Here is a 21,834-nt window from a genome sequence, read left to right as displayed (position 1 = left end):
CCGGCGGTCGGTCGACGCGGCAGGCAAGGGCGGGGAGCAGGCAGGGGGCGGGGAACAGCAGGCGAGGAGCAGCAGGCGAGGAGCAGGGGGGAGTCCTGCCCGGCGTGGCGCCGGGCAGGGGGTGGCGGGCGTCGTGGTCAGGCCAGGCCTGCTGGGTTGTGGGCGAATTCGCCGTTCACGACCGTGGCGGCCAGGGGGATGGTCGCGATGCGGGTGGGGTCGACCGCTCGTGGGTCGTCTTCGAGGATGGTGAAGTCGGCCAGTTTGCCCTCCTCGATCGTGCCCAGGTCGTGATCGCGCCTGCACGCGTAGGCCGCGCCCGCGGTGTGCGCGCGCAGGGCCTGCTCGACGGTCAGGGCCTCGTCCGGGCCGATCGGCAGGCCGGTGCGGGATTGGCGTTCCACCAGGAACTGGACGGCCCGCAGCGGGTTGCCGTCGGCCACCGGGCGGTCCGAGCTGCCCGCCAGGGGGATGCCGTGGTCCAGGAAGGAGCGGCCTCGGTACATCCACGGGGCTCGGGGGCCGGTGATCTCGGCGTAGTCGTCGCCGTAGGCCCAGAGGAAGGTGGGTTGGACCACCGGGATCACGCCCAGTGCGGCGATCCTGCCCAGCTGGTCCGGGCGGACCAGGCCGCAGTGCTCGATCCGGTGGCGGTGGTCGGGCCTGGGGTGGTCGGTCAGGGCGGATTCCAGGGCGTCCAGGGCGAAGTCGATCGCGCGGTCGCCGATGGCGTGGACGGCCAGTTGCCAGCCCGCGCGGTGGCCGTCCTGGATCCAGGACCGCATCCGGTCCGGGTCGTCCTGGAGTTGGCCGGTGTTGGTGGTGCCCTCGTAGGGGGCGGTCAGGGCCGCGGTCCTGGCGATCATGCCGCCGTCGGTGAAGACCTTCAGGGCGCCGATGGAGAGGCGGTCGTCGCCCAGGCCGGTGCGCAGGCCCAGCTGGACGGCGCGGTCGACGCCGTCGGACGGGTGGCCCGCCGCGGGGCGGAGCTGGTCCGCGGCGACCATCAGCTGCACCCGGATGGGGAGGGTGGCCTGCTGGTAGGCGGCCACCTCCAGGGGGGTGGTCCCGATCAGGCCGCCTGCCACACCCGCCTCCGCGGCCAGGACCACGCCCTCGGACAGGCACTGCCTGGCGCCCGCCTCCACGTCGGCGATCACGTGGGACAGCGGGTACGGGAGCAGCAGGGCTCGGGCGGCGCTCTGGGCGCCCTCCGCCAGGAAACCGGTCAGCGCGCCCTCGGCGTCGCGCTCGGCGTCGGCCAGGGCGTGCGCGGGCAGCTCGGCCAGCGTGCCGGAGTCGACCACGCAGGCGTGGCCCGACACGTCCTGCAGGTAGACGCGCCCGCCCACCGCGTCCAGGTCGCGCGCGGTGAGCGGGCGGTCCAGGAGGCGGTGGTCGTAGCCCGCCGCCTCCAGCCAGGCCCCGGTCCGGTGGGCCGCCAGGAGGGCCACGACCTCGGTGACGGTGCGGCATCCCGAAACGTCCGGCATCCGGGCCGCGCGGCCGGTCCACGCCAGGTGGGTGTGGGCGTCCACGAAACCCGGCAGCACCACCGCGCCGTCCAGGTCGACCACGCGCCTGGCGGGCAGGTCGCGGACCTGGTCGCCCACCCCGACCACGCGCCCGCGCCACACGCCCACCACGTCCGACCCGGTCCCGGCGGGGTCCAGCGTCACGACCCGTCCGCGCACCAACTTCACGTCAAGGATCACACGCGCAGAGTAATCACGGCGGACTCGTTTAGGGTTGGATAACTTAGGTTAGGCTTGCCATTCCGAGGAGGAGTTCATGCGGGTCGTCATGTTCGGCTACCAGACCTGGGGGCACCGCACGCTCCAGGCGCTCCTGGACTCCGAGCACGAGGTGGCGCTCGTCGTCACCCACCCGAAGAGCGACCACGCCTACGAGCGGATCTGGAGCGACTCGGTCGCCGATCTCGCCGAGGAGCACGGCATCGAGGTGCTGATCCGCGAGCGGCCGGACGACGAGGAGCTGCTGACCCGCCTCAAGGAGGTCGACCCGGACGTCATCGTGGCGACGAACTGGCGCACCTGGATTCCCCCGAAGGTGTTCAACCTCCCCAAGCGGGGGACGCTCAACGTGCACGACTCGCTGCTCCCCGCCTACGCCGGGTTCTCGCCGCTGATCTGGGCGCTGATCAACGACGAGAAGGAGGTCGGCGTCACCGCGCACATGATGGACGACACCCTCGACGCCGGGGACGTCGTGCTCCAGCGCGCCGTGCCGGTCGGGCCGCGCGACACCACCGCCGACCTGTTCCACAAGACCCTGGCGCTGTTCGGGCCGATCACCGTGGACGGGCTGGCCGAGCTGGCGTCCGGGCGCACCGAGTTCACCCCGCAGGACCGCTCGAAGGCGAGCTTCTTCCACAAGCGCGCCGAGGAGGACCTGCGGATCGACTGGACCTGGACCGCCGAGGAGCTGGACCGCCTGGTGCGGGCGCAGTGCGCGCCCTACCCGAGCGCCTACGCGTTCCACCGGGGCCGCAGGCTGGAGATCGTGGAGGCCGAGGTGTCGCGGGAGAACTACGGCGGCACGCCGGGCCGGATCTTCTACCGCGAGGGCGACGGCGTCGCGATCGTCGCGGGCCCGGAGGCCAGGCGCGGGCGCGGTCGGGCGCTGCTGGTGAAGCGGGTCCGCACCGACGAGGGCGTCGAACTGGGCGCCACCGAGTACTTCACCCATATGGGCGGCTACCTCACCAGCCGTCCGCAGTAGTCGGGACCAACGGGGTCACCAATCCCACGACGGAGATACGGTCCGTCGCTGAAGTGAGGTTTGGTGACCCCGTTGTGTAATCATTCAGTGTTATGAGCGGCAAGCGGACGACTCTCGTGGCGGTGCTCCTCCTGGCCCTGACGGGCTGCCAGGGCGTGCTGGACGGCCAACTGCCCACATCGTCCTCGCCGCAGCAGCCGCCCGCGGCGAACAGCGGCCAGGCGGGCGAGCAGCTGGCCGGGCTGGCCATCGCCCCCGAGGCCAAGATGGCGGGCTACAGCCGGGACCGGTTCCCGCACTGGGCGGGCCAGGGCGACTCCTGCGACACCCGCGAGGTCGTCCTGCGCCAGCAGGGCGCAGGCGTGCAGACCGACGGCGAGTGCAAGGCCACCTCGGGCACGTGGGTCAGCGCCTACGACGGCGTCGAGGTGACCAAGGCGGGCGACCTGGACATCGACCACACGGTGCCGCTGGCCGAGGCGTGGCGCTCGGGCGCGGACAAGTGGGACGACGAGAAGCGCAAGGCGTTCGCGAACGACCTGGGCGGCGTGCAGCTGATCGCGGTGACCGCGAAGACCAACCGCGCCAAGGGCGACCAGGACCCGGCCAAGTGGATGCCGCCGAAGGCGGACTACGCGTGCACGTACGTCGCGCACTGGATCCAGGTGAAGGCGCAGTACGCGCTGACCGTCGACCAGGCCGAGCACGACGCGCTGGCGGGCGTGCTCGCCAAGTGCTGACCTGACCGACCCCGTCGACGCCCCCTCGCCCGCGCGGCGCAGGGGGCGTTCGCGCGTCCGGGGCCGGACGGGGCGGGACGGGGCTGCCGGGGCGGGACGGGGCTGCCGGGGCGGGAAACAGGTAGGCCGGAATTCGGTCGAGCCCTCCGGGACGCGGCGCTACCGTCGGACGGTGCCGGATGCGATCTTCGCGGACCCGAGGTCGGCCGCGCTCTACGACGTGTTCGACGGCGACCGGGTCGACCTGGACGCCTGCACCGCCCTGGTCGCCGAGCTGGGCGCCCGCCGGGTGCTCGACGTCGGCTGCGGCACGGGCTCGCTGGCCGTGCGGCTGGCGGCTGCCGGCATCGAGGTGGTCGGGCTGGACCCGGTGGGGGCGTCGCTGGACGTCGCGCGCGGCAAGGAGCACGCCGACCGGGTCCGCCGGCTGGGCGGAGGCGCTCGCGGGCGCCCACCACGCGCTGCGCCCTAGCGGTCACCTGGTGTTCGAGACCCGCCGCTCGGAGTTCCGCGCCTGGGAGGAGTGGGCGCGCACTCCCCCGGTGACCAGGGACGTTCCCGGCGTTGGACCGGTCACCGCCGAGCTCGCGGTGCTGGAGGTGGCGCTGCCGCTGGTGTCCTTCCGGCACACCTACCGCTTCCCGGACGGGACCGCGCTCGCCTCGGACTCGGTGCTGCGGTTCCGCGACCGAGCCGAGCTGGAGGCGGACCTGGTCGGGGCGGGGTTCCGGGTCCTGGACGTGCGGCAGGCCCCGGACCGGCCGGGCCGCGAGTTCGTCGTGCTCGCCGAACGCGCGGGGTGAGGCCGGTCCGGGGCCTGCCGGATCGAACCGCGCGGGTCAGGTGATCGAGTACGAGCGGGAGTCCGGGCGCATCTCCTCGAACTGCTTGACCAGCGCCTCGTAGACCTTGGCACGCCGCACCCAGGCCGCGGAGCCGCCTGCCGCGGCGATGGGCGCCTCGCCGAGCGGGTGCACCGCGTCGGTCACCCCGTACTCCAGCCGGTAGGCCACCAGGGTCGCCGCGGCGCGCAGCCACGGCGTCGGGTCGGGCGCGGTGATCTCGCCGAGGCCCACCCGGAACCACACCGGCAGCCGCGCGTCGGCCGCCAGCGACCGCTGCAACCTGGCGCGCGCGTGGGCCTGGATCTCGCCGCGCGCCTTGTCGCCGTGCGCCACGGCCTCCTGCCGCCAGGCCTCCTCGCCCGCCTTCCGGTCGGCCTCGAGCCGGTGGTACGCCTCGGTCGCCTCGGCCTCGCGGGCGTGGATCTGCCACTCGGCCTGGCTCACCGAGTGCTGGAGCGCGTCGCGCTCGAAGCGCTGCATCCGCTTCTCCAAGCGGGCCCGGCCGGTGTCCCTGCGCTCCTGCAGCGACTCGTACTCGGCCACCTCGGCGCGCAGCTCGGCCCGCACCTCGTCGGCCAGGAGGTCCTGCTCGGCGTCCCAGGCCGCGCGCAGCGCGGACACTGTTCCGGCGATCTCCTCGTCCACCCGGTCCAGGTCCTCGTCCGCGCCCGCGCCCAACCCGGCCAGCCGCCGCTCCAGCACCAGCAGGCGGGAACTGACCCGCCCGAGGTCCGCGATCAGCTGGGTGGTCGTCGCCACGAGGCTCTCGACCACGGGTTCCAGGACGTCGAGCCGCTCCTTCTCGGTGGGGGCCATGCCCCCAAGCCAACCGCACGGATAGGGGCTCTTCACGGTGGCGCGGGCACAACCACGCAAACGGCGGCGTGGAACCCCCGCGCGGGGCAACGGATGATCACCGAGCGTGAACGGGTGAAGTGCCCGTTTTCGGTGTATGCCTTCCCCATGACGACCTCGGTGAAGGAGACGGAGCGCAAGTACGAGGCACCGGACGGCGTGCGGCTGCCCGCGATGACCGGGTTGCCGGGGGTGGCGGCCACCGCCGGTCCGCACGAGCAGCTGCTGGAGGCGGTGTACTACGACACCGGGGACCTGCGGCTGGCGAGCGCGGGCCTGACCCTGCGCAGGCGCACCGGCGGGGACGACGCGGGCTGGCACCTGAAGCTGCCCGCGGGCGTCGACACCCGCGAGGAGCTGCGGCTGCCGCCGGGCGGGGAGGACAGCGCGCCGCCGGAGGAGCTGGGCTCGCTGGTGCGGGTGCACACCAGGGGCGGCGAGCTGGCCCCGGTGGCGCTGATCAGCACCGAGCGGCAGCGCTGGCAGCTGGTGGACGGGCGCGGCGACCTGCTGGTGGAGGTGGTCGAGGACCGGGTGTCGGCCACCGGCGGCGAGGACGGCGACGAGGCGCGGACGTGGCGCGAGGTCGAGGTCGAGCTGGGCGAGCGGGGCACGGTCGCGCTGCTGGACGCGGTGGAGCGGCGGCTCAAGAAGGCCGGGATGCGCCGGTCGCGGTCCTCGGCGAAGCTGACCCGCCTGCTCGGCGACCGGGTGCCCGCGCGGCCGACCGGCCCGGACGTCGGGCGGAAGTCGGCGGGCGGCGTGGTGCTGGCCTACCTGCGCGAGCAGGCGGACGCGCTGCGGGCGCAGGACCCGAGGGTGCGCCGGGACGAGCCGGACGCGGTGCACGCCATGCGGGTGGCGACCCGGCGGATGCGCAGCGCGCTGAAGGTGTTCGGCGGGATCGTCGACAAGGGGCGGACGGCGGACCTGGCGGGCGAGCTGAAGTGGCTGGCCGGGGTGCTCGGGCAGGCCCGCGACCTGGAGGTGCTGCGGGAGCGGTTCGAGCTGGTGCTGGACGGCCTGGAGCCCGAGCTGCGGCCCGGTCCGGTGGCGGCCCGGTTGACCCGGCACTTCGCCCCGCGCGAGGCGCAGGCCAAGCGGTCGGCCGTCGAGGCGCTGGACAGCCCGCGCTACTTCGCGCTGCTGGACGCGGTGGACGCGCTGCTGGCCGACCCGCCGCTGACCAGGCGGGCGCGCGGCAAGGCGAAGGACGAGCTGCCGGGGCTGGCCGCGAAGAGCTACCGGAAGCTGGCCGCGCAGGTCGCGCGGGCGCACGACGACGCCGGGCTGCACGAGGCGCGCAAGGGCGCGAAGCGGCTGCGGTACGCGGTGGAGGCGGTGGAGCCGCTGCACGGCAAGCCCGCGCGCCGGTACCGCAGGAAGGTCAAGGCGGTGCAGACGCTGCTCGGCGACCACCAGGACAGCGTGGTGGCGCGGCCGGTGCTGCGGCAGCTCGGCGCGGAGGCGGGGGCGGCCGGGGAGAACGGGTTCGCGTTCGGCGTGCTGCACGGGCTGGAGAGCCAGCGGGCCGCGCTGGTGGAGGAGCGGTTCCCGGCGCTGTGGGCGGGGCTGGGCAAGCCCAAGTTCGCCTGATTGGTCCAGACCTTGACACCTCTCGGGGGCGCTTGCCACGGTGGGGGCGGCCAGCACCGCGCCCCCGCCGAGCCGAGCGCGGGGGCGCCGAACCGCCGCGGAGAGCCCCTTGCACACGATCGTGCCAGCGCCCGTCCTGGTTGAGCCGCGCCCCGGCGCCGCGTTCACCCTCGCCCCCGACGCCGAGGTCCGCGTCCCGCCCGGCTCGCCCGGCGCGCGCGACGTCGGCGAGCTGCTGGCGGAGCTGCTGCGCCCGGCGACCGGCTACCCGCTGCCGGTGGTGGAGGGCGCGGCCGGACCGGGCGTCGTGCTGCTGCTGGAGGGCGCCGCCGCCGAGGTCGGCGACGAGGGCTACGAGCTCGACACCGCCGAGGACACCGCCGTGCTCAGGGCCAACACCCCGGCGGGCCTGTGGTCCGGGGTGCAGACGCTGCGGCAGCTGCTGCCCGCCGCCGTCGAGAGCCCGGAGCGGCAGGACGGCCCGTTCACCGCGCCCGCCGTGCACGTGCTCGACCACCCGCGCTTCCCGCACCGGGGCGTGATGCTGGACGTGGCCAGGCACTTCTTCGGCGTCGACGACGTCAAGCGCTACCTGGACCTGGCCGTCGCGCACAAGGTCAACACCCTGCACCTGCACCTGAGCGACGACCAGGGCTGGCGGCTGGAGATCGAGAGCTGGCCGAACCTGACCGCGCACGGGTCGACCAGCTCGGTCGGCGGCGGCCCCGGCGGCTTCTACACCCAGGACGACTACCGCGAGATCGTCGCCTACGCGGCCCGCAGGCACGTCACCGTCGTGCCGGAGATCGACCTGCCCGGCCACACCGCCGCCGCGCTGTCCTCCTACCCGGAGCTGAACCCGGACGGCATCGCGCCCAAGCTCTACACCGGCATCGAGGTGGGCTTCTCCACCCTCGACATCGCCTCCGAGACCACCTACCGGTTCGTGGCCGACGTGCTGCGCGAGGTCGCCGCGCTCACCCCCGGCCCGTACCTGCACATCGGCGGCGACGAGGCGTTCGCGACCGAGCCCGCGGACTACCGGGCCTTCATGGCGCGGGTGCTGCCCATGGTCGGGGAGCACGGCAAGCGCGCCATGGGCTGGTCCGAGTTCACCCGCGCCGACCTGCCCACGACGGCGGTCGCGCAGTACTGGGACACCGGGCGGCCCGCGGGTCCCGAGCTGGCCGAGGCGGCGGCGCGCGGGGTGCGGTTCGTGCTGTCCCCGGCGAACCGGGTGTACCTGGACATGAAGTACACCGAGGAGACCGAGCTGGGCCTGAAGTGGGCCGGGACCGTGGAGGTCGACGCCGCCTACGGCTGGGACCCGGCGACCCTGCTCGACGGGGTGCCGGAGTCGGCGGTGCTGGGCGTGGAGGCCCCGCTGTGGACCGAGACGCTCACGACGGTGGCCGAGCTGGAGTCCATGGCCTTCCCGCGGCTGGCGGCGGTCGCCGAGGTGGGCTGGACCGCCGCGACCGGCCGGGACTGGGCGGACTTCCGGTCCCGGCTGGCCGCGCAGGGCCCCCGGTGGACGGCGAGGGGCGTGGCCTTCCACCGCTCACCCACCGTCCCGTGGCAGGGCTGACACCTCCTCGTCGGTGAGCAGCCGGGAGCGCACCAGGAAGCGCACGCCCAGCGGGGCCTCCAGGGAGAACCCGCTGCCGCGGCCGGGGACGACGTCGATGGTCAGGTGGGTGTGCTTCCAGTACTCGAACTGGGCGGAGGACATCCACACCGGCACCGGCGAGCCGTCCACCACCAGGTCGCCCAGGTGCACGTCGGAGCCGCCGGTGCGGAACTCCCCCGCCGGGTAGCACATGGGCGCGCTGCCGTCGCAGCAGCCGCCGGACTGGTGGAACATCAGCTCCCCGTGGTCGGCCCGGAGGCGGCGGATCAGCCCCGCCGCCTCCTCGGTCAGCGCGACCCGCTCCATCAGAAGAAGCCCTGCGCGCCGGGGGCGTAGCTGACCAGCAGGTTCTTGGTCTGCTGGTAGTGGTCGAGCATCATCCGGTGGTTCTCGCGGCCGATGCCGGACTGCTTGTAGCCGCCGAACGCCGCGTGCGCCGGGTAGGTGTGGTAGTTGTTCACCCACACCCGGCCCGCCTGGATCTCGCGGCCCGCGCGGTAGGCGGTGGACCCGTCGCGGGACCAGACGCCCGCGCCGAGGCCGTACAGCGTGTCGTTGGCGATCTTGATGGCGTCGGCGTAGTCGTCGAAGCGGGCGACCGACACGACCGGGCCGAAGATCTCCTCCTGGAAGATCCGCATCTTGTTGTCGCCCTCGAACACGGTCGGGGTGACGTAGTAGCCGCCGGACAGCTCGCCGCCCAGGTCCGCGCGACCGCCGCCGGTGAGCAGCGCGGCGCCCTCGGCCTTGCCGATCTCGATGTAGGCGAGGATCTTCTCCAGCTGGTCGTTGCTGGCCTGCGCGCCGATCATCGTGTCGGTGTCGAGCGGGTGGCCCTGCTTGACCGCCTTGGTGCGCTCGACCGCGTCGCCGAGGAACTCCTCGTAGATCGAGCCCTGGATCAGCGCGCGGGACGGGCAGGTGCACACCTCGCCCTGGTTGAGCGCGAACATCGTGAAGCCCTCAAGGGCCTTGTCGTAGAACTCGTCGCGCTGGGCGGCCACGTCGCCGAAGAAGATGTTCGGGCTCTTGCCACCCAGCTCCAGGGTGACCGGGATGATGTTCTCGCTGGCGTACTGCATGATCAGCCTGCCGGTGGTGGTCTCACCGGTGAACGCGACCTTCGCGACGCGCTTGCTGGTGGCCAGCGGCTTGCCCGCCTCAACGCCGAAGCCGTTGACCACGTTCAGCACGCCCGGCGGCAGCAGGTCGGCGATCAGCTCGATCAGCACCATGATCGACGCCGGGGTCTGCTCGGCGGGCTTGAGCACGACCGCGTTGCCCGCCGCGAGCGCGGGGGCGAGCTTCCACACGGCCATCAGGATCGGGAAGTTCCACGGGATGATCTGGCCGACCACGCCGAGCGGCTCGTGGAAGTGGTAGGCGACGAGGTTCTCGTCGATCTGCGAGATGCCGCCCTCCTGGGCGCGCAGGGCGCCCGCGAAGTAGCGGAAGTGGTCGACCGCGAGCGGCAGGTCGGCCGCCAGGGTCTCGCGCACCGCCTTGCCGTTGTCCCAGGTCTCCGCGACGGCGAGGGCCTCCAGGTTGGCCTCGATCCGGTCGGCGATCTTGTTGAGCACGTTGGCGCGCTCGGCGGGCGAGGTGCGGCCCCACGCGGGCGCGGCGCCGTGGGCGGCGTCCAGGGCGCGCTCGACGTCCTCGGCGGTGCCCCTGGCGACCTCGGTGAACGTCTCGCCGGTGACCGGGGTGGGGTTCTCGAAGTAGCCGCCCTTCGCCGGGGCGGTGAACTCGCCGCCGATGAAGTGGTCGTACCTGCTCCGGTAGCTCACCACGCTGTCCGGTTGCCCCGGTGCCGCGTACTTCGCCATGTGGTCGCCTCCCGCGTCGTTGCGTCGGATGGCCGCAGAACGTAGGCGGGGTTACGTTGCAGCGGCGTTGCACGGCCGACGCGCGCCAGTGCCGAACGGCCCGCGAAGTCCTTGCCGTGCGGGTTCGCCCCGGTCATCCTGGGGTCGAGGGACCTGGAGGCGACGATGCGCGGTGACCCCCTTCTGCTCGCGCGCGAGCACGAGGCGGCGCTGGCCGGTGGTCCCGCCCCCGGCACGCGGCCGGTGATCCTGGAGTCGTGGCGGCGCTCGCTGGCGGCCCGCGTCGACCCGGACAGCCGCGAGGCCCCGCTGGTGCTGGACCGGGACGAGGTGGTGGACCTGCGGGCCGCGCACCCGCTGGCGCAGGCGCTGCCGGTGCTGCGGGAGACGCTGGTGAGCATCGCGGACGACGCCGAGCACGTCATGATCATCACGGACGCGGACGGTCGGGTGCTGTGGTGCGAGGGCTCGGCGCGGGTGCGCGGGATCGCCGAGCGGGTGCACCTGACCGAGGGCGCCCGGTGGAGCGAGGACGCGATCGGCACCAACGCGATGGGCCTGGCGCTGGCCACCGGCGGCCCGGTGACCGTGCACTCGGCGGAGCACCTGGTGCGCACCTGCCACGGCTGGACCTGCGCGGCGAGCCCGGTGACGGACCCGGACAGCGGGCGCACCCTCGGCGTCGTGGACGTGAGCGGGCCGCTGACCAGCCTGCACCCGGCGATGCCCGCGCTGGTGTCGGCGGCGGCGCGGCTGGCCGAGGGGCACCTGCGGACCAGGCTCGCCGAGCGCGACGAGCGGCTGCGGTCGGCGAACATGCGGCACCTGCTGGCGCTGCGCGGCGGTCCCGGCGCGCTGCTGAGCCAGACCGGCCGGGTGCTGGCCGCCGAACCGGGCGCCGAGCTGGGCGGCCGGGTCGACGTCGGCCGGGACCGGGTGCGGCTGGCCGACGGGCGCATCGGGGTGCTGGAGCCGCTGGACGAGGGCTACCTGCTGCGGGTGGAGCGGGGCGCGCGGCGCAGGCCGGTGCTGTCGCTGCGGTTCCTCGGCGAGCCGACCGCGGCCCTGGACGGCGACGAGGTCGCGCTGACCCTGCGGCACGCCGAGGTGCTGGTCGCGCTGGCGCTGCACCCGCGCGGGCTCACCGCCGACCAGCTGGCGCTGCGGCTGTACGGGGAGCGCGGCAACCCGGTGACCGTGCGCGCGGAGCTGCACCGGCTGCGGGCGCAGCTCGGCGGGGTGCTGCTGACCAGGCCGTACCGGCTGGACGCCGAGGTGCGCGGGGACTTCCTGGCGGTGCGGGCGGCGCTGCGCTCCGGCGACGTGACCGCCGCGGCCTCCGGGTACGGGGACGAGCTGCTGCCGCGCTCGGACGCGCCGGTGGTGCGGGCGGAGCGGGAGGACCTGGCGGCGGCGGTGCGGCGGACCGTGCTGGACCGGGGCGACGCGGAGGCGCTGTGGCGGTTCGCCCGCGACGAGGACGCCGAGGCGCTGGACCGGCTGGCCAGGCTGCTGCCCAGGGCCGACCCGAGGCGGGAGCTGGTGGTGTCGCGGCTGCGGCGGGCGCTCGCCGAGGCGTGAGGCGCGGTTAGGCTCGGCGCATGGGGATCTTCCAGCCGGGTGACGTGGCGCTGCGCCGGGAAGTGCTGTGGGGAAGGCCGTGGGCGGTGACGCCGACCCGCGTGGTCGTGGACGAGCCGGACCTGCTGGTGCTGTTCACCGTGCCGGGCACCCGGTTCGGCTTCCCCGAGCACCCGTGGCAGCACGGCTGGCAGCAGGCGGGCAGCACGCACTGGCGCGGCAACGGCAAGCTCCAGGTGCACCGGCCGGGCGACGCCTACTCGGTCGACGTGTACTGGGAGGGCCCGGACCGGCAGTTCAAGGGCTGGTACCTGAACCTGCAGGACCCGTTCCGGCGCACCCCGCTGGGCATCGACACCCTGGACCACGAGCTGGACTACTGGCTGCCCGCGGAGGGCGGCTGGGTGGACAGGGACCGGGTGGAGTTCGAGGAGCAGGTCGTCGCGGGCAAGTACACCGCCGGGCAGGCCGAGTCGATCCGGGCGGTCGGCCGGTCGATCGAGGCGATGGTCGAGGCGGGCGCGACCTGGTGGGACCCGGACTGGGCGAAGTGGGAGCCGGACCCGGACTGGCCGGTCCCGGTGCTGCCGGACGGCTGGGCGGACTACCCGCTGTCGTGAAGGTCGTCCCGCTGACCCAGGAGGCGCTGGTCGCCGAGCTCGTCGGCCGGATCGACGCGCTGCCCCGCGACCGGCACGCGCGCGTGGTGGTCGACGGCGCGGACGCCACCGACCCCGGCGCGCTCGCCGACGCGCTGGTGGACCCGCTGCGCGCGCTCGGCCGCCCGGTGCTGCGGGTGTCGGCGCGCGACTTCCTGCGCCCGGCCTCGGTGCGGCTGGAGCACGGGCGGACCGACCCGGACTCGTACCGGGACTCGTGGGTGGACACCGGCGGCCTGCTGCGCGAGGTGCTGGACCCGCTCGAACCGGGCGGGTCGGGCGAGGTGCTGCCGTCGCTGTGGAACGCCGAGACCGACCGCGCCAGCCGGGCCGGGTACGCGCGCCTGGGCGAGGGCGGGGTGCTGCTGCTCGACGGGGCGCTGCTGCTGGACAAGTGGCTGCCGTTCGAGCTGTCCGTGCACCTGTGGCTGTCGGACGCCGCGCTGGCCAGGCGCACGCCGCCGGAGCTGGCGTGGACGCTGCCCGCGTACGTGGGGTACGAGCCCGCGCCGGACGTGCTGGTCCGCTACGACCACCCCACGAGGCCCGCGCTGGTGCGTACAGTGGTGGGTGACTAGGGAAGGGGGGTGACCGCCGTGGACCGCTTGCGCCTGCTGCTCGCGCTGTGCCTGTCCGCGCTGATCGCCCTGTCCCTGGTGAACAGCCCGGCCGAGCTGCTGGCCGTGGTCACGGCCGTGACGCTGGTCGTGCTGGTGCTCACCACGGCTCCCCTGGTCCTGGACTCGCCCGCGTGGGCGCGTTCGCTGTCGCTGCGCGAGAAGGCCCTGCGCGCGGCGTTCCTGCGGTTGCGCGATCCGGACGCGGCGGGCCGACCCCGCCCGCGAGCACCGGGAGCGGCGCTCAGCCTCGCCTGAGCCCCCTTCCCCCGCTCGTGATCGGAGCAACCGCCCGTGTTCCACACCCTGGGCGCGGCCCTCGCCGCGCTGCTCGACCCCGCCCTGGCCGTCGTCGCCTTCACCGCGCTGGTGCGCCTGCTGCTGCACCCGCTGACCCGCGCGGCCGTGCGCGGGGAGAAGGCCAGGGCCGCGCTCGCGCCGCAGCTGCGCGAGCTGACCGAGAAGCACCGCAAGGACCCGGTGAAGCTCCAGGAGAAGACCCTGGCGCTGTACGGGGACGCCGGGACCTCGCTGTTCGCGGGCATCCTGCCGATGCTCGCCCAGGCCCCGTTCTTCATGGTGGTCTACCAGCTGGTGACCACCCCGAACCCGCTGCTCGACGGCGCCCTGCTCGGGGTGCGGCTGGGCGACCACTGGTCCGACGGCGGCGCGGGCGTCCCGATGTTCCTCGGGCTGCTGGCGGTGCTGGCGCTGGTGTGCCTGGGCAGCTACCTGTGGCAGGGCAGGCAGGCCGCGCGCTCGGGGGCGCCGCAGCCGACCCTGGCGCGGGTGCTGCGGCTGCTGGCGTTCACCCCGGTGCTGCTGGCGGCCTCGCTGCCGCTGGCGGCGGGGCTGTACCTGCTGACCAGCGGCGCGTGGACGCTGGCGGAGCGGGCCTGGCTGCACCGGTCGCTGCCGGGCGGGGAGCCCGAGCCGGTGGTCGTGGAGCCCGCGCCCGCGGCCGAGGTCGAAGCGGTCGCCGAGCAGCCCGTCGCGCCCGCCGAGCAGCCCGCGCGGAAGCCGCAGGGCACGGGCGGCAAGCGCGGCAAGGCCGCCGCTCGGGCCCGCGCCCAGGCGCGCTGACCTGCGGTGACCGGCGGGCCGCCCGGTCCGCCGGTCACCTCAGCCTGAGCTGGAGCTGCGCGAACAGCCGGACCAGCGGGTCACCCAGGTCCACCCCGGTCAGCTCCCCCGCCCGCCGCACCCGGTACCGCAGCGTGTTCGGGTGCACGTGCAGCTCCGCCGCCGCCGACCGCACGTCCCCGAACGCGTCCAGGTACACCAGCAGCGACCGGGCCAGCTCCGGGTCCAGCGCCTCCAGCCGGGGGTCGCGCACCCGCGGGTGCTCGGCGAGCAGCGCCAGCACCTCGCTGACCAGCACCCGCGACCGCACGTCCGCCAGGGTCGCCACCTGGGCGTCCAGGTCGCGGGCCATCGCGTCGAGCACCCGGTCCGCCTCGCCCCTGGACACCGCGACCTCGTCCAGCGTGGGCACCTCGGCGCCGATCGCCGCCTGCACCACCAGCCCGGTGTGCTTGCGGGCCGCCGCGACGATCTCGCGGGTCAGCGGCAGCAGCGCCGCGCCGGGTTGCAGGTCGGGCAGCAGCGCGTAGGTCCGGCCGCCGCTGCGGCTGACCAGGGCGCTGCGCCGGTACGCGGCGGCGTGCACCGAGATCAGCCCGGTCACCTCGGCCCTGCGCAGCTCGCCCTCGGTGCGGTCGCCCGCGTCGCCGCGCAGCGCGAACACCACGACGGCGGCCGGTCTCGCCGGGTCCGCGCCGATCTGGCCCGCGACGGAGGCGGCGTCGGTGCGGCCGTCGAGCAGGGAGGTGAGCAGGTTCTCCCGGAACGCCGAGCGGGGCTCGCGCTGGCGCACCAGGTGCAGCGCGGTCACCCGCGCGGCGCCGACGAGGGCGCGTTCGGCCTGCTCGGTGAGCGGGGTGGCGCCCTCCTGCACCCAGATCGAGCCGAGCGGCTGGTCGCCCGCCAGCACCCCGACCGCGAGCCGCCGCCGGATGCCCAGGTCCGGCCGCTCGTCCACCCGCACGACCTCCTCGCCCGCGCGAAGCCGCTGGTAGACGCCCCAGTCGCGGAGCATCGCCAGGTACGGCTCGGGCCCCTGCCTGCCCAGGATGGACAGCCTGCGCAGCTCGTCCACGTCGTCGGTGGAGCGCGAGTAGGCGAGCACGCGGCTGGCGGTGTCCTCGATGCTGACCACGCCGCCGGTCAGCGCCGCGATCGTCTGGGCCAGCCCGAACAGGTCGCCCGCCACCTCGCCCGAGCCCGCGTCGGCGGCCAGCCGCGCGCTGCGCACCACGGCCCTGGCCAGCGACTCCAGGTGCTCCCAGCGCACCTCGGGCCGCACCGCGAGCAGCGCGACGCCCGCGTCGGCGGCGGCCTGGCCCAGCTGCGGGGTCGGCCGGTCGAGCTTGACCGCCACCGCCGCCGCGCCCCCGGCTCCGGCCGCCCTGACCAGCGGCAACGCCGCCCGGCCGCGTGCGCCGATGACCAGCGCGAGGTCGCCGGGCCGCACGTGCGGCACGTCGTCCGGGTCGAGGATGACGATGTCGCGGACGTCCGCCTCCAGCCCGCGCGGCGCGGCCCGCACCTCCACCAGCTCCTCGCCCAAGGCCATCAGCACCTGGCGCAGGCTCATGCTCTTTTGTCCATTCGTACAACGGCGGAATGGCAAGCCTAGACGTGCGGACAACGGTGCGCAGGTGACCGCGACCTACCGTTGCGGTACCCCAGCAGCACGTCGCGAAGGAGCCTGCCGTGGATGCCGTGACCTCAGTGCCCGCCCCGGTCAACGAGCCGGTGCTCGGCTACGCCCCCGGAACGCCCGAGCGCGCCGAGCTGCAGGCCAAGCTGGCCGAGCTGGCCAAGGAGCCGCTGGAGCTGACCGCGACCATCGGCGGCGAGCAGCGCGTCGGCGGCGGCGAGCGGTTCGACGTGGTGCAGCCGCACAACCACCGCGCGGTGCTGGGCACCCTGCACGGCGCCACCCACCAGGACACCCGCGACGCGCTGGAGGCGGCCCGCGCCGCCGCGCCCGCGTGGCGCGCCCTGTCCTTCGACGACCGCGCCGCGATCCTGCTGCGCGCCGCCGACCTGCTGGCGGGCCCGTGGCGCTCCACGCTGAACGCGGCCACCATGCTGGGCCAGTCCAAGACCGCGATCCAGGCCGAGATCGACGCGGCCTGCGAGCTGATCGACTTCTGGCGCTTCAACGTCCACTTCGGCCGCCAGCTGCTGGCCGAGCAGCCCAAGTCCAGCCCCGGCGTGTGGAACCGCACCGACCACCGCCCGCTGGAGGGCTTCGTCTACGCGATCACCCCGTTCAACTTCACCGCGATCGCGGGCAACCTGCCGACCGCGCCCGCCCTGATGGGCAACGTGGTGCTGTGGAAGCCCTCGCCCACGCAGAGCTTCGCCGCGCACCTGACCATGCGGCTGCTGGAGGAGGCGGGGATGCCTCCGGGCGTGATCAACCTGCTGCCCGGCGACGGCCTCGCGGTGTCCGAGGTGGCGCTGGCCGACCCGGACCTCGCGGGCATCCACTTCACCGGGTCCACCAGGACCTTCCAGCACCTGTGGGGCCAGGTCGGCGCGAACATCGCCGGGTACCGCTCGTACCCGAGGATCGTCGGCGAGACCGGCGGCAAGGACTTCGTGCTCGCCCACCCGTCGGCCGACCCCGAGGTGCTGCGCACGGCGCTGGTGCGCGGCGCGTTCGAGTTCCAGGGCCAGAAGTGCTCGGCGGCCTCGCGCGCCTACGTGCCACGCTCGGTGTGGAACCGGATCAAGGACGACTTCCTGGCCGAGGTCGAGTCGCTGAAGATGGGCGACGTCACCGACTTCTCCAACTTCCTGGGCGCGGTCATCGACCGCCGCTCGTTCGACAAGCTGTCCGGCGTGCTGGAGGCGGCGCGCTCGGACTCGTCGCTGGAGGTCGCGGCGGGCGGCACGGCCGACGACTCCGAGGGCTTCTTCGTGCGCCCGACCGTGCTGCTGGGCTCGGACCCGGAGCACGACGTGTTCCGCACCGAGTACTTCGGCCCGGTGCTGGCCGTGCACGTGTACGAGGACGGCGACTACGACACCGTGCTCAAGCAGATGGAGTCGGTGTCCCCGTACGGCCTGACCGGCGCGATCATCGCCCGCGACCGGGCGGCCGTCGCGCACGCCCAGCAGGTGCTGCGGTTCGCGGCGGGCAACTTCTACGTCAACGACAAGCCGACCGGCGCGGTCGTCGGCCAGCAGCCGTTCGGCGGCGGCCGGGCGTCCGGCACCAACGACAAGGCAGGCTCGGTGCACAACCTGCTGCGCTGGGTCAGCCCGCGCTCCATCAAGGAGACCTTCGTGGCCCCGACCTCGGTCGCCTACCCCCACCAGGAGGGCTGACCCGTGCTGCGCTCGGCACTGCTCGCGGCCTCGCGCTCGACGGCGGCGAGGTCCCTGGTGGAGAGCACCCCGCTGACCAAGCCGGTGGTGCGCAGGTTCGTCGCGGGCGAGACCACCGCGGACGCGATCGCCGCGACCGGTGAGCTGCTCGCGGACGGCAGGCTCGTCACCCTCGACCACCTGGGCGAGGACACGAAGGACGCCGCGCAGGCGGCGGGCACGGTGCGCGCGTACGTGGAGCTGCTGGGGCGGCTGGACGACGCGGGCTACGCGGACCGGGCCGAGGTGTCGGTGAAGCTGTCGGCGGTGGGCCAGTTCCTGCCGGTGGACGGCGAGAAGATCGCGCTGGAGAACGCCAGGGCGATCTGCTCGGCGGCGGCCGACGCGGGCACGACGGTCACCCTGGACATGGAGGACCACACCACCACCGACTCGACGCTGTCGGTGCTGCGCGAGCTGCGGGTGGACTTCCCGTGGGTCGGCGCGGTGCTCCAGGCGTACCTGAGGCGGACCGAGCAGGACTGCCGCGACCTGGCGGTGGCGGGCTCGCGGGTGCGGCTGTGCAAGGGCGCGTACCAGGAGCCGGAGTCGGTGGCGTACCAGTCCAAGGCCGAGGTGGACCTGGCGTACGTGCGGTGCCTGAAGGTGCTGATGGCGGGCGAGGGCTACCCGATGGTGGCCTCGCACGACCCGAGGCTGATCGCGATCGCCGGTGAACTGGCGGCGGGGCGCGGGGCCGACGGGCACGAGCACCAGATGCTGTACGGGATCCGGCCGGACGAGCAGGTGCGCCTGGCGGCCGAGGGCAAGCGGATGCGCGTGTACGTGCCGTACGGCGGGGAGTGGTACGGGTACTTCATGCGCCGCCTCGCCGAGCGCCCGGCGAACGTGGCGTTCTTCCTGAGGTCGCTGGCGACCACGGGGTGACGCGCGGGCGCGCGTGAGGTGTGCTGGACCCCGGACCGGGGCCCGCCTTCGAGGCGGGTCCCGGTTCCGTCGTTCCAGGGGGAGGACGCGGGCGGCTGATCCCACCGGCAGCGGTGTCGGCCGGGCGCGCGCGGCGCTAGCGTGCCGGGGCAGGAGCACCGGCGATCGTGGTGCCGGGCCGCCCCCGGCGCCGGGACAGGAGCGCTGCGCGATGACCGTCCACGGCGGACACCTCCCCGATCCGGCCGCGCGGGCGTTCGACGCGCTCGGCGAGGACTACGAGCGGGCCTTCGCGGACCTGCCCGAGCAGCTCGCCGCGCTCGACTGGTTGCTGGCGGAGCTGCCCGAGGGGGCGCGGGTGCTCGACGTCGGGTCGGGCACCGGCAGGCCCACCGCCGAGCGGCTGGTCGCCGCCGGGCACCGGGTGACCGGGTGCGACGTGTCCACGACGATGGTCGAGCTGGCCCGCGAGCGGGTGCCGGGGGCGCGGTTCGAGCTGGTGGACGTGCGCGAGCTGCCCGCCGCGCCGGAGTCGCTGGACGCGGTCACCGCGTTCTTCCCGCTGCTCCAGATGCCGCGCGCCGACCAGGCCCGCGTGCTGGCCGACCTCGCCGACCGGCTGGTCCCCGGCGGTCTGCTGGCCGTGGCGACCGTGCCCGCCGACGTCGAGGGCGTGGACCTGGTCTGGCTGGGCCAGCCGGTGCGCTGCACGAGCTTCCCGGAGCCCGCGTTCCGCGCGCTGGTCGAGTCCACCGGGCTGCGCGTCGAGCACGAGCGGCACGGCGAGTTCACCCCGGACTTCCCCGGCGCCGTCCCGGAGGAGCACCTGTTCCTGCTGGCCCGCAAGCCGTTGAACTAGCGCCCGCCCCGCGCGCGCTCGCTCTCCCGCCCGCTGAACCGCTCCCGCTCCCCCAGCTCCCGCAACCGCCCCCTGGCCTCCTCGGGGTCCGGGTGGGCGCGCACCACCGCGTCCACCGCGCCCACGACCAGGTCGGCGGGCGCGCCCGACTCGCGCAGCACGGTCGCCGCCCGGTGCGCCGCTTCGAGGGCCGCCGCACCGCCACCGGCGGCGGCGATCCTGGCGTGCAGCGCGAGCGCGTCCGCGTACCGGCGGTCGGCGCGCAGCTGCTCGGGCGCGCGAGCCAGGTGCCACAGCAGCACCGCAGCCCGCGCACGGCCGCTCTCCGGGCGGTCGTGCTCGGCGACCCGGTGCACGGCCGCCGCGTACGCGACCGGCGCGCCCAGGTGGTGGCCGATGAGGTCGCGCCACAGCTCGGCGACCAGCTCGGCCAGCCGCAGCGCGGTGGGGCCGCGGTCGGAGCCCGCGAGGTCGTCGACGAGGGCGTGCAGCGCGTCGGTCACCCGGTCCGCCTGCGCCACCAGCACCCGCCTCGGCAGCGCGCGCACCGCCTCCAGCACGTCGTCCACGGCGCTGACCGCCTCGGGCCCGCGCCCGTTGCACAGCAGCGCCCGCACCAGCCCGACCCGCGCCACGACCAGCTCGGCCGGGCGCCCGCGCAGCCGCCCGGCGATGTCGACGGCCTCCTGCGAGGCGCACAGCCGCTGCCCGCCGGTGAGCAGCGCGGCCTGCCCGACCAGCGACCCGGCCAGCGCCGCGAGCGCGCCCTCCTCGCCGCGCGCCGCGTGCTCGCGCCGGGCGAGCACCGCCTCGCCGGCGGCCTTCACCGCCTCGCCGACCTCGGCGGGCGGGGCGAGCCCGCTCAGCCGCTCCAGCGCGGTGGCCAGCTGCGGCCCGAACGCGGTCGGGTTCACGTCGGCCAGCCGCCGCAGCACCCAGATCGCCTCGTCCACCAGCGCCCTGGCCCGCTCGCGGTGCCCGCGCGGGGCGAGCAGGTCGGCGGCGGACATCAGGGCGCGGGCGAAGTCCGGCTCGTAGCGCGGGTCGTCCGCGGCGACCCGCCGCCACCGGCGCACCGCCGCGTCGGTGGCCTGCGCGCCGTCCTTCCCGGACTCGAACGCGCGCACCGCGAGCTGGTGCGAGACGCGGGCCAGGTCCATCCGGAACAGCGCCGGGTTGTGCTCGGCGAGCCGCTGCTGGAGCGCGCACGCCTCGGTGAGCGCGAGCAGCGACGCGGACTGGTCGCCGAGCCCGGCGTGCCGCAGCCCGAGCTGCTCCAGCGCGGCGGCCAGCCTGGGCAGGCAGTCCTCGTCCTCGGCGGCGGCCAGCTCGCACAGCGCCACCGCCTCCTCCGAGGCGCGCAGCGCGTCCACCGGCCGCCCGGCGGCGACCAGGCGCACCGCGAGGTCGCCGACCGCGTCGGCCAGCGCGCTGCGGTGCTCGACGGGGTCGGCGTCGGCGAGGTCCCGGCACAGCTCGACCTCGGCGAGCGCGGCCTCCACCGCCTCCTCGCGCAGGTGGGCGAGCGCGGCGCGGGCGCTGAGCACCCCGTGCAGCTCGGCGCGCTCCACCGGGTCGTCGCCCGCCCCGTCCAGCAGGACGCGGGTGAGCTGGGCGGTCACCGGGTCGCCGTGGAAGCGCTCGTCGTCGAACACCCGCCTGGCCACCGCCGCCACCGCGCGCGGCGGCAGGGCCGCCAGGGTCGCGGCGGTCGCGGTCGACGCCAGCTCGGGGCGCGCGGTGAACAGCTCCCCCACCCGGTGCAGCACGTGCGGCCAGCGCTGGGCGGCGCGCGCCAGGATCTGCAGCGATCCGGGGGTGCGCTCGGGGTTGATCCGCTCGTCCAGCAGCGCCACGGCGAGCACGTCCTCCGCGAGCCGTCCGGGCGGCGGCTCGGCGGTGGGGTCCAGGCTGACCAGCCACCGCACCAGCTCCACCTGGCCGCCGCGCACGCCGTGCACCTCGGCCAGCGCGGCCAGGTGCAGGTCGAACGCCGTGCGGAACACCGAATCCGCGCTGCCAGGGGCGCGGGCGCCGGTGATCGTGCCCGCGAGCGGGTTCGGGGCGGGCAGGCCGAGGGCGGACGCGTAGTAGCCGCAGGCCTGGGCGAAGTCGCCGGGGTCCGGGTCCAGCCGCAGCTCGCCGCAGGTGTGGTCGAGGTCCGCGGCGCGCTGCCTGGCCGCCGACCACCACCAGCCCGCGTCCCGCGCGATCAGCAGCAGCCGGGGGTGCTCGGCGAGCGTCGCGCGCAGGTCGGCGGCCGGGACCAGGTCCGCGTCGTCGACCACCGCGACGATCCCCGCCTCGTGCGCGAGCCGGGTCTTGCCGACCCCGGACGGCCCGTGCAGCAGCAGCAGGGACGGGCCGCGCGAGCTGTCGCGCCAGCGCCGCAACCTGCCCAGCTCGGCGGTGCGCCCGTGCAGGGGCACGGCGGCGCGCAGCGGGTCGAGCAGCTCCGCGGGGGAGGGCGTCCGGTCCACGGCGCCCATCGTCCTCAGCGGCGGGTGACACGAAAGAGACATCCCCGCCGTCGTTGTCGGGGGTGGCGCG

18 protein-coding genes and 1 pseudogene are annotated in these 21,834 nt (G+C 75.1%); 13 read left to right on the top strand and 6 right to left on the bottom strand.

Going from position 1 to position 21,834, the window contains the following annotated elements; genetic code table 11:
• Positions 1–137 precede the first annotated feature (137 nt).
• On the bottom strand, positions 138–1,715 hold the full coding sequence (locus CNX65_RS05505; protein ID WP_096491793.1) for an amidohydrolase: 1,578 nt from the start codon (positions 1,713–1,715) through the stop codon (positions 138–140).
• A gap of 76 nt (positions 1,716–1,791) precedes the next feature.
• Between CNX65_RS05505 and CNX65_RS05500 the strand changes: the two genes are divergently transcribed.
• The 3 genes and pseudogenes from CNX65_RS05500 to CNX65_RS05490 all read left to right on the top strand — a co-directional run bounded on the left by CNX65_RS05500 (position 1,792) and on the right by CNX65_RS05490 (position 4,285).
• Positions 1,792–2,742 carry a methionyl-tRNA formyltransferase gene (locus CNX65_RS05500; protein WP_096491792.1) on the top strand — a complete coding sequence of 317 codons (951 nt, stop codon included), beginning with the start codon at positions 1,792–1,794 and terminating at the stop codon, positions 2,740–2,742.
• 92 nt (positions 2,743–2,834) lie between these two features.
• Positions 2,835–3,482 carry an HNH endonuclease family protein gene (locus CNX65_RS05495; protein ID WP_096491791.1) on the top strand — a complete coding sequence of 216 codons (648 nt, stop codon included), beginning with the start codon at positions 2,835–2,837 and terminating at the stop codon, positions 3,480–3,482.
• Positions 3,483–3,654: 172 nt separating this feature from the next.
• A pseudogene (locus CNX65_RS05490) lies at positions 3,655–4,285 on the top strand (class I SAM-dependent methyltransferase).
• Positions 4,286–4,321: 36 nt separating this feature from the next.
• Here the strand turns inward: CNX65_RS05490 and CNX65_RS05485 are convergent.
• Positions 4,322–5,143: a hypothetical protein gene (locus CNX65_RS05485; RefSeq protein ID WP_096491790.1), complete on the bottom strand. Its 822-nt coding sequence runs from the start codon at positions 5,141–5,143 to the stop codon at positions 4,322–4,324.
• Positions 5,144–5,290: 147 nt separating this feature from the next.
• On the opposite strand from CNX65_RS05485, the gene CNX65_RS05480 reads away from it, so the two are divergent.
• Positions 5,291–6,778: a CYTH and CHAD domain-containing protein gene (locus tag CNX65_RS05480; protein ID WP_096491789.1), complete on the top strand. Its 1,488-nt coding sequence runs from the start codon at positions 5,291–5,293 to the stop codon at positions 6,776–6,778.
• A 40-nt stretch (positions 6,779–6,818) separates the two neighbouring features.
• Positions 6,819–8,366, top strand: coding sequence for a beta-N-acetylhexosaminidase (locus CNX65_RS05475; RefSeq protein ID WP_096491788.1), 1,548 nt, complete (start codon positions 6,819–6,821; stop codon positions 8,364–8,366).
• Here CNX65_RS05475 and CNX65_RS05470 read toward each other — a convergent pair.
• Both CNX65_RS05470 and adh read right to left on the bottom strand, forming a co-directional pair.
• Positions 8,340–8,714: a DUF779 domain-containing protein gene (locus CNX65_RS05470; protein ID WP_177154527.1), complete on the bottom strand. Its 375-nt coding sequence runs from the start codon at positions 8,712–8,714 to the stop codon at positions 8,340–8,342. The genes CNX65_RS05475 and CNX65_RS05470 overlap by 27 nt on opposite strands.
• The gene (gene adh / locus CNX65_RS05465; protein WP_096491787.1) at positions 8,714–10,237 is read right to left on the bottom strand and encodes an aldehyde dehydrogenase; all 1,524 of its coding nucleotides are present in this window, start codon (positions 10,235–10,237) and stop codon (positions 8,714–8,716) included. Before adh ends, CNX65_RS05470 begins: the two co-directional genes overlap by 1 nt.
• Before the next feature lie 165 nt (positions 10,238–10,402).
• Here adh and CNX65_RS05460 point away from each other — a divergent pair, with 165 nt between their 5' ends.
• Genes CNX65_RS05460 through CNX65_RS05440 form a run of 5 tightly spaced genes read left to right on the top strand, consistent with a single transcriptional unit; the run spans position 10,403 to position 14,177 of the window.
• Entirely contained in the window at positions 10,403–11,818 is a 1,416-nt protein-coding gene (locus CNX65_RS05460) for a GAF domain-containing protein (protein ID WP_096497627.1), read from the top strand.
• Positions 11,819–11,838: 20 nt separating this feature from the next.
• Positions 11,839–12,438: a DUF402 domain-containing protein gene (locus CNX65_RS05455; protein ID WP_096491786.1), complete on the top strand. Its 600-nt coding sequence runs from the start codon at positions 11,839–11,841 to the stop codon at positions 12,436–12,438.
• The gene (locus CNX65_RS05450; protein ID WP_096491785.1) at positions 12,435–13,055 is read left to right on the top strand and encodes a nucleoside/nucleotide kinase family protein; all 621 of its coding nucleotides are present in this window, start codon (positions 12,435–12,437) and stop codon (positions 13,053–13,055) included. The genes CNX65_RS05455 and CNX65_RS05450 overlap by 4 nt, the downstream gene beginning before the upstream one ends.
• A gap of 18 nt (positions 13,056–13,073) precedes the next feature.
• Positions 13,074–13,352, top strand: a complete 279-nt coding sequence (locus CNX65_RS05445) for a DUF6412 domain-containing protein (RefSeq protein WP_096497626.1) — start codon at positions 13,074–13,076, stop codon at positions 13,350–13,352.
• A 36-nt stretch (positions 13,353–13,388) separates the two neighbouring features.
• Entirely contained in the window at positions 13,389–14,177 is a 789-nt protein-coding gene (locus tag CNX65_RS05440) for a YidC/Oxa1 family membrane protein insertase (RefSeq protein WP_096491784.1), read from the top strand.
• Between the two features lie 34 nt (positions 14,178–14,211).
• Here CNX65_RS05440 and CNX65_RS05435 read toward each other — a convergent pair whose 3' ends face one another.
• Positions 14,212–15,750: a PucR family transcriptional regulator gene (locus CNX65_RS05435; protein WP_096491783.1), complete on the bottom strand. Its 1,539-nt coding sequence runs from the start codon at positions 15,748–15,750 to the stop codon at positions 14,212–14,214.
• Between the two features lie 119 nt (positions 15,751–15,869).
• Between CNX65_RS05435 and pruA the strand changes: the two genes are divergently transcribed.
• The 3 genes from pruA to CNX65_RS05420 all read left to right on the top strand — a co-directional run bounded on the left by pruA (position 15,870) and on the right by CNX65_RS05420 (position 19,284).
• Positions 15,870–17,498: an L-glutamate gamma-semialdehyde dehydrogenase gene (gene pruA, locus CNX65_RS05430; protein WP_096491782.1), complete on the top strand. Its 1,629-nt coding sequence runs from the start codon at positions 15,870–15,872 to the stop codon at positions 17,496–17,498.
• A gap of 3 nt (positions 17,499–17,501) precedes the next feature.
• Positions 17,502–18,425 carry a proline dehydrogenase family protein gene (locus CNX65_RS05425; RefSeq protein WP_096491781.1) on the top strand — a complete coding sequence of 308 codons (924 nt, stop codon included), beginning with the start codon at positions 17,502–17,504 and terminating at the stop codon, positions 18,423–18,425.
• A gap of 211 nt (positions 18,426–18,636) precedes the next feature.
• The gene (locus CNX65_RS05420; protein WP_096491780.1) at positions 18,637–19,284 is read left to right on the top strand and encodes a class I SAM-dependent methyltransferase; all 648 of its coding nucleotides are present in this window, start codon (positions 18,637–18,639) and stop codon (positions 19,282–19,284) included.
• On the opposite strand, the gene CNX65_RS05415 is transcribed toward CNX65_RS05420, so the two are convergent.
• Positions 19,281–21,764 (bottom strand): P-loop NTPase family protein, encoded by a 2,484-nt coding sequence (locus tag CNX65_RS05415; RefSeq protein WP_157767514.1) that lies wholly within the window; start codon positions 21,762–21,764, stop codon positions 19,281–19,283. The genes CNX65_RS05420 and CNX65_RS05415 overlap by 4 nt on opposite strands.
• Positions 21,765–21,834: the final 70 nt, after the last annotated feature.

It is taken from the genome of Actinosynnema pretiosum, assembly GCF_002354875.1.
GTDB classification, from domain to species: Bacteria; Actinomycetota; Actinomycetes; order Mycobacteriales; family Pseudonocardiaceae; genus Actinosynnema; species Actinosynnema auranticum.
This window is presented reverse-complemented; position numbering and strand designations above follow the sequence as displayed.

Excerpts from the sequence above, each read along its gene's own strand:
- CNX65_RS05470 (WP_177154527.1), bottom strand. The coding sequence starts at position 8,714 with ATGGAGCGGGTCGCGCTGACCGAGGAGGCGGCGGGGCTGATCCGCCGC.
- CNX65_RS05500 (WP_096491792.1), top strand. The coding sequence starts at position 1,792 with ATGCGGGTCGTCATGTTCGGCTACCAGACCTGGGGGCACCGCACGCTC.
- CNX65_RS05480 (WP_096491789.1), top strand. The coding sequence starts at position 5,291 with ATGACGACCTCGGTGAAGGAGACGGAGCGCAAGTACGAGGCACCGGAC.
- adh (WP_096491787.1), bottom strand. The coding sequence starts at position 10,237 with ATGGCGAAGTACGCGGCACCGGGGCAACCGGACAGCGTGGTGAGCTAC.
- CNX65_RS05435 (WP_096491783.1), bottom strand. The coding sequence starts at position 15,750 with ATGAGCCTGCGCCAGGTGCTGATGGCCTTGGGCGAGGAGCTGGTGGAG.
- CNX65_RS05495 (WP_096491791.1), top strand. The coding sequence starts at position 2,835 with ATGAGCGGCAAGCGGACGACTCTCGTGGCGGTGCTCCTCCTGGCCCTG.
- CNX65_RS05420 (WP_096491780.1), top strand. The coding sequence starts at position 18,637 with ATGACCGTCCACGGCGGACACCTCCCCGATCCGGCCGCGCGGGCGTTC.
- CNX65_RS05460 (WP_096497627.1), top strand. The coding sequence starts at position 10,403 with ATGCGCGGTGACCCCCTTCTGCTCGCGCGCGAGCACGAGGCGGCGCTG.
- CNX65_RS05455 (WP_096491786.1), top strand. The coding sequence starts at position 11,839 with ATGGGGATCTTCCAGCCGGGTGACGTGGCGCTGCGCCGGGAAGTGCTG.
- CNX65_RS05485 (WP_096491790.1), bottom strand. The coding sequence starts at position 5,143 with ATGGCCCCCACCGAGAAGGAGCGGCTCGACGTCCTGGAACCCGTGGTC.